At 57.2% G+C, this 5,418-nt stretch carries 6 protein-coding genes and 1 pseudogene; all 7 read right to left on the bottom strand.

Annotated features, from left to right (window positions below):
• Positions 1-293: hypothetical protein (locus tag ACIQ2T_RS11810; protein ID WP_397590987.1), on the bottom strand; the 293-nt coding region annotated here is incomplete at its 3' end.
• Between the two features lie 62 nt (positions 294-355).
• Positions 356-1,129 carry an exodeoxyribonuclease III gene (gene xth / locus ACIQ2T_RS11805; protein WP_397590986.1) on the bottom strand — a complete coding sequence of 258 codons (774 nt, stop codon included), beginning with the start codon at positions 1,127-1,129 and terminating at the stop codon, positions 356-358.
• Positions 1,130-1,160: 31 nt separating this feature from the next.
• Positions 1,161-1,514, bottom strand: coding sequence for a HesB/IscA family protein (locus tag ACIQ2T_RS11800; RefSeq protein ID WP_371930347.1), 354 nt, complete (start codon positions 1,512-1,514; stop codon positions 1,161-1,163).
• 107 nt (positions 1,515-1,621) lie between these two features.
• Positions 1,622-2,353 (bottom strand): M23 family metallopeptidase, encoded by a 732-nt coding sequence (locus ACIQ2T_RS11795; protein ID WP_397590985.1) that lies wholly within the window; start codon positions 2,351-2,353, stop codon positions 1,622-1,624.
• 111 nt (positions 2,354-2,464) lie between these two features.
• Positions 2,465-2,698, bottom strand: a pseudogene (locus ACIQ2T_RS11790) (DUF455 family protein); the annotation flags it as partial.
• A gap of 50 nt (positions 2,699-2,748) precedes the next feature.
• Positions 2,749-3,207: a peroxiredoxin gene (locus ACIQ2T_RS11785; RefSeq protein WP_397590984.1), complete on the bottom strand. Its 459-nt coding sequence runs from the start codon at positions 3,205-3,207 to the stop codon at positions 2,749-2,751.
• A gap of 13 nt (positions 3,208-3,220) precedes the next feature.
• Positions 3,221-5,418 (bottom strand): glutamine-synthetase adenylyltransferase (locus tag ACIQ2T_RS11780; protein ID WP_397590983.1); only part of this gene is annotated, 2,198 nt, incomplete at its 5' end.

Raw genomic sequence — 5,418 nt, 5'->3', positions numbered from 1 at the left:
TTCCGATATCCTTCGATCAACAGATAGCCTGCCAAAAACGGCGCGCCAAGATTGAAGGCCGCAAAGCCGAGTAAAAGTCCGTTCAGCGAAAATGCGTGCCGCCATGCGACCCAAGCGCCAGACATTAAGAGGAAGCACAAGAAATCGACATTGAACTGTCCGCGCCACGTCATGTTCGCGATGTCGCCGAAAAATATCGGATACAGTCCCATGCCGTGGTTCGCGATGACGATTGTCGTATAGATGCTCACTGCGGCAATGATTGCAGAACAGAAAATGCGGAATAAGGTCATGATCAAGCTCCCAAATGATACGGCCTACATAACAAAATGTAGCGAGTGCTACAATATCTGTTTTAGTCCGCCAATTCGACCCAAGTCGGCGCGTGGTCGCTGGCTTTTTCGCGGCCACGATGGTCCTTATCGACGCCGCAACTGGTCAGGCGATCGGCCACAACCGGGCTCAACAGCAGATGGTCAATGCGAAAGCCATGGTCGCGTTGCCATGCGCCCGCCTGAAAATCCCAAAACGTCCACACCCCGCCTTGCGGATAATGAGTGGCCAGCGCGTCGGTCCAGCCTTGGCCAAGCAACGCGCGATAGGCCGCGATGCTTTCAGGCTGGCGCAAGGCATCGTCCAGCATTGCGCCGGGTGCCCAAATGTCATGCGCGTGCGGAATGACATTATAATCGCCGGCCAATATCGCTGGTATCTCCGCTGCCAGAAATTCGGCCGCGCGGGCATATAGCCGTTGCATCCACGCCAGCTTATAGTCGAATTTTGGCCCCGGTTGCGGATTGCCATTGGGCAGATAAAGGCTGGCGACGCGAAGCCCGAAAACATCTGCCTCCAAATAGCGGGCATGTTCGTCCAACGGATCGCCCGGCAAGGTGCGCTGCGTCTCAACGGGTTGCGCGCCCTTGGCAAGAATGGCGACGCCGTTAAACGATTTTTGCCCATGCCAAATCGCGCCATAACCCGCGCGTTCGAAGTCCGCGACGGGAAAGCCCTCATCCTGGGACTTCACCTCCTGCAAACAGGCAATATCGGGCTGGGTTTCCTCCAGCCATTCAAGCAGTCGGGGAAGGCGCGCTTTGACGCCGTTGATGTTGTAAGTCGCGATACGCATGTAGCGGCCCTAGCGGGTGCGTGCTATCGCATCAAACCGAAAAGCTTGATCCACAGCCGCAACCGGCTTGCGCTTGCGGGTTGGTGACCTTGAAGCTCTTGCCGCCAAGCGATTCGACAAAATCCACCGCTGATCCGCGCACAAGATCAAGGCTGATGGGATCGACGACTAAGGATGCACCCTCGCCCTGGGCTTGAATATCGTCGGTCTCAATCGAGTCCGCCAAGCCAAAGCGATATTGAAAGCCCGAACAACCCCCACCATCCACCGAAAGCCGAAGCACGGGGTCCTTGCCGAGCTTCGTCGCGATTTCGGCCACGCGGCGCGCGGCATTGGCTGTCATGGAAATAACGGGCGTCATGGAAATGACTTCGGTTTCGGTCATAAGGTTAATGTAGGCCAATCAGCACATAAAGAAAAGGGGCGGCAAAGTTTCCAATGCCAGCCCCAAGATTACACCCTCTCCCAAAGGTGATGCGTTGGCCTGTCCGCTTACTCGCCTTCAGCAGGACCGCCTATTGAACTGGTATCATTAGCTTTCGCTGCAAGCAAGAGTTTTGCGCCGCTTGGGTCTGACTTCAGTGGCGCAAGAAATGCAGTTGGGTTGATCGCTTCACCAGCGATACGCACTTCATAATGCAGATGGCTTCCGGTTGAACGGCCGGTTGAACCCATATAGCCCAATATGTCACCCTTGCGGATGCGCTGGCCCGGGATCACATTCATCGCGGACAGATGGCCGTAACGCGTTTGCACCGCGTTGCCATGGTTGATTTCAACAAACTTGCCATATCCGCCAACCCATTCCGCACGGCCAACGGTGCCGTCTGCGGTTGCAAAGATTGGCGAGCCCACTGCGCCAGGAATATCCAAGCCTTGGTGGTTGCGACTTGCGCCGCGCATTGGGGCTTCGCGGTATCCGTAACCGCTGGAGAATTTCATGATCTCAACAGGGTTGATGGAAGGAACAGCAACTTCGACCTTGATAGCGGTGCCGTTAATGCGGCCCCAGCTGTCGTTCAATGCACGAAATTCTGGGTCCGAAAACCCAAGAGCGCTTTGGTTTGCTTTAAGTTCGTCGGAGGAGATGCGGAAAGTATCAGATGATGCGGCAGCCGAATTTGCAAGCGCAGGTGTGGCAACTGAAACAGCGACCAAGATGCCAATAGCGGACGCAGCTTTAAGGATCAGTGATTGGCACGAAGCCAAAGCGCTGGATACCATGATGAGTACTTACCTTTTTGTTGCGACCCACGCCATTTCTGACGCAGTCCCGAAGATTGATCGGGACAGTTGACCTGCCCAACCCGTATGAAAAGGGTGGTGTCCGATGGTTCAAACGAATGCAACATCCCCACAATAATCGCGGGACAAACCGGCGCTCAAATGCGTTGAGTCGTTGAATGGAGCGTTCAGCAACCCACTAAAGTGGCGGTTTACCAGTATTTTCCAACATGGTTTTGGCAATAACTGGCACTTGTAACAACGCGCCTCGAACCCGTTTGTTCCCGCCGAAACGTGGGAGATTTCCCGGTTATAGAAGGGATTCAGGCTGTGCACGGCCACCGAATCACCCGCGGCCTGTCATCGGGCGATGGAATGGGTTGCTGAGGTCTTGTTTACAAACCCTTCGCCGCAGCCAGCACCTCTGCTGCGTGGTCCTTTACCTTCACCTTGCGCCACAGTTGCGCAACCTTGCCGTCTTTGCCGACCAGATATGTCGACCGGTCAATGCCCATATAGAGTTTGCCGTACATGGATTTCTCCACCCAAGCGCCCATTTGTTCGGTGGCGTCGCTTGCTTCGTCCGACAGCAACTGGACATTCAACGCATATTTCGCGGCAAATTTGGCAAGCTTGGCGGGCTTGTCCTTTGACATGCCATAAACAGGGCAACCCAGCGCGGCAAAGTCGCTGGCGAGCTCTGTGAAATCCTTGGCCTCATTGGTGCAGCCCGGCGTGTCCGCTTTGGGGTAAAAATACAGCACAAACAGCCCCTGCAAGCCCGCCAGATTAACCGCATTGCCAGCGCTATCGGCGACGGCGACATCGGGCAGCGTGTCGTTTATTTCGGTCATATTTCGTTCCTTTTCAAAAATCGCGTGGGCCAAATAAGCTTTGCCATTGGGCGATGACAAGCCCGCGATAATCCCTAATCGCATCTATTAAGCCGTCCCAATCTGCAAAACCAAGGCTGTGTGCAATCAGAAGTTGGGCCGCCTCGGGCGGGGTGGCGCAGTCGGGCGCGATCAAACGTATCATGACCAGCAACCGCGACATCAAAGCAAAGGCCTTGGTAAATTCTCCCGGCAAATGTCCAGCCACCACCAAAGCGTCAATCGCCGGGCCAAGCTGCGGTTTCATGCCCGCATGTGTCTGCAGCTGAAGTGCGTGAATTATGAACTCCATATCCACCAATCCGCCGGGCAGCAGCTTGACGTCCAACGGGCCCTTGGGTGGCTTGTGCGCGGCCATATCCTTGCGCATTGTCGTGATGTCTGTGTGCAGCTCGACGCTATCGCGCTGGGTGTTCAATACATCCCAAACGATCTCCGTGACGGCGCGCCGTGCATCGGCGGAACCAAACAGCACACGCGCCCTTGTCAGTGCCATATGCTCCCATGTCCAAGCATCGTCGCGCTGATATTGGGCAAAGCTTTTGACCGACGCGCACAGCAACCCATCCGCGCCGGAGGGCCGAAGCCGCGTGTCGACTTCATATAAAGCGCCAGATGCTGTCGCGACCGACATCGCCGCGATGACCCGCTGCGCCAGCCGGTTGAAATATTGCGTGGCGCCAAGCACGCGTGGTCCACCGGATTCGGTCAGATGATCGCCGCTGAACAGCAGAATGAGGTCCAAGTCCGACGCATGCGTCAACGCTTCCCCACCAAGCCTGCCCAGCGCCAAGATAATCAGCTCACTGCGCGCAATCTTGCCATGCGCCTTTTCAAATTCGGCGACCGTCGCTGCTGTCAATGTCTGCAAGGATGCTTCGGCCAAATGCGCGTAGCTGCGCGCGATATCGAGGGCGTCGTTGCGCCCCTCAATCAACTGCACGCCAAGCGCAAAGCGTTTTTCGCCCACATAATCGCGGACAATATCGAGCGTGGATTGATAATCGGCGTCGCCAATCCTCCGCTGCATCGCGTCCTGCAACGCCGCCACGTCGCCGGGCAAATGCATCGCGCTGGTATCTATAAGCGCATCGAGATAGCGGCTTTGACGGCCCAAATCGTCGGCCAGTGTCGGCGCATAGCTTAAAATATCGCCGACCAATTGCAGCAGGCCGGGGCGCGCCTCAAGCAAACGGAAGACGTTGATTGCGCTGGGCATCGCCTCAATCATATTGTCGAAACGCGCGATGGCGCGGTCCGAATCCGGCGCTTGCGCCAATGCCGCCATGATCGCGGGCAGCACCGTTTCAAACGCGTCGCGCGCCGATTCGCTCCGGATCGCGCGGATCTTGCCGCTGCGCCAGCGGACCAAACGCTGCATCACGGCGGCTGGGTCAGCATAGCCCAAATCGGTCAGCTGCTCCTCAAGGGGCAGACCTTCGTCCGCCATACGCGGCCCTGCGCTGCCGCCTGCGTCCACCATCCGGTCATAGATTGCCGCGACCTGCGCAGTGATTGGCTCAATAGCGGCAATCAACGCGTCTGCATCGGTCAGACCATGCAGGCGCGCGACGGCATCGGCGGTATCGCGGTTGGCGGGAATTTCATGCGTTTGCCGGTCGCTGTGCATTTGCAGGCGGTGTTCGAATGTCCGTAAATCGGTGTAGGCGGATGATAATGTCTCTGCCTCTTGCGCGCTAATCGGTCCAGCCGCCGCCAGCGCCTGTAATGCGGCGCGGGTGTCTGGCACGCGCAAGACCGGGTCGCGGCCGCCATGGATAAGCTGATGCGCTTGCGCGAAAAATTCGCACTCGCGGATCCCGCCATGGCCGCGCTTGAGGTCGAAACCGAGGCCCATTTTCTGCCCCTTGGCATAATGATCGCGGATTTGCGCCGTCATCGCGGTGATATTCTTCAATTGCCCGAAATCCAGAGATTTGCGCCAGATAAAGGGTGTAATCGCCTGCATGAAATAGGCGCCCAACGGCCGGTCGCCGGAACTTACGCGGGCGCGGATGAAGGCGGCTTGTTCCCACGCCAATGCGCTCGATTCATAATAGCCAATGGCCGCTTCGACGGGCAGGACGATTGGGCTGACCTCAGGCGAGGGGCGTAGCCGCATGTCGACGCGAAACACATAACCGTCGCCGTCGAGCGCCGACAAAAGCGCAA

Source organism: Sphingorhabdus sp. (assembly GCF_044357595.1).
Taxonomy (GTDB): Bacteria; Pseudomonadota; Alphaproteobacteria; order Sphingomonadales; family Sphingomonadaceae; genus Sphingorhabdus_B.
Note: the sequence above shows the minus strand (reverse complement) of the source record. Positions and strands in the feature narration are given on the sequence as shown.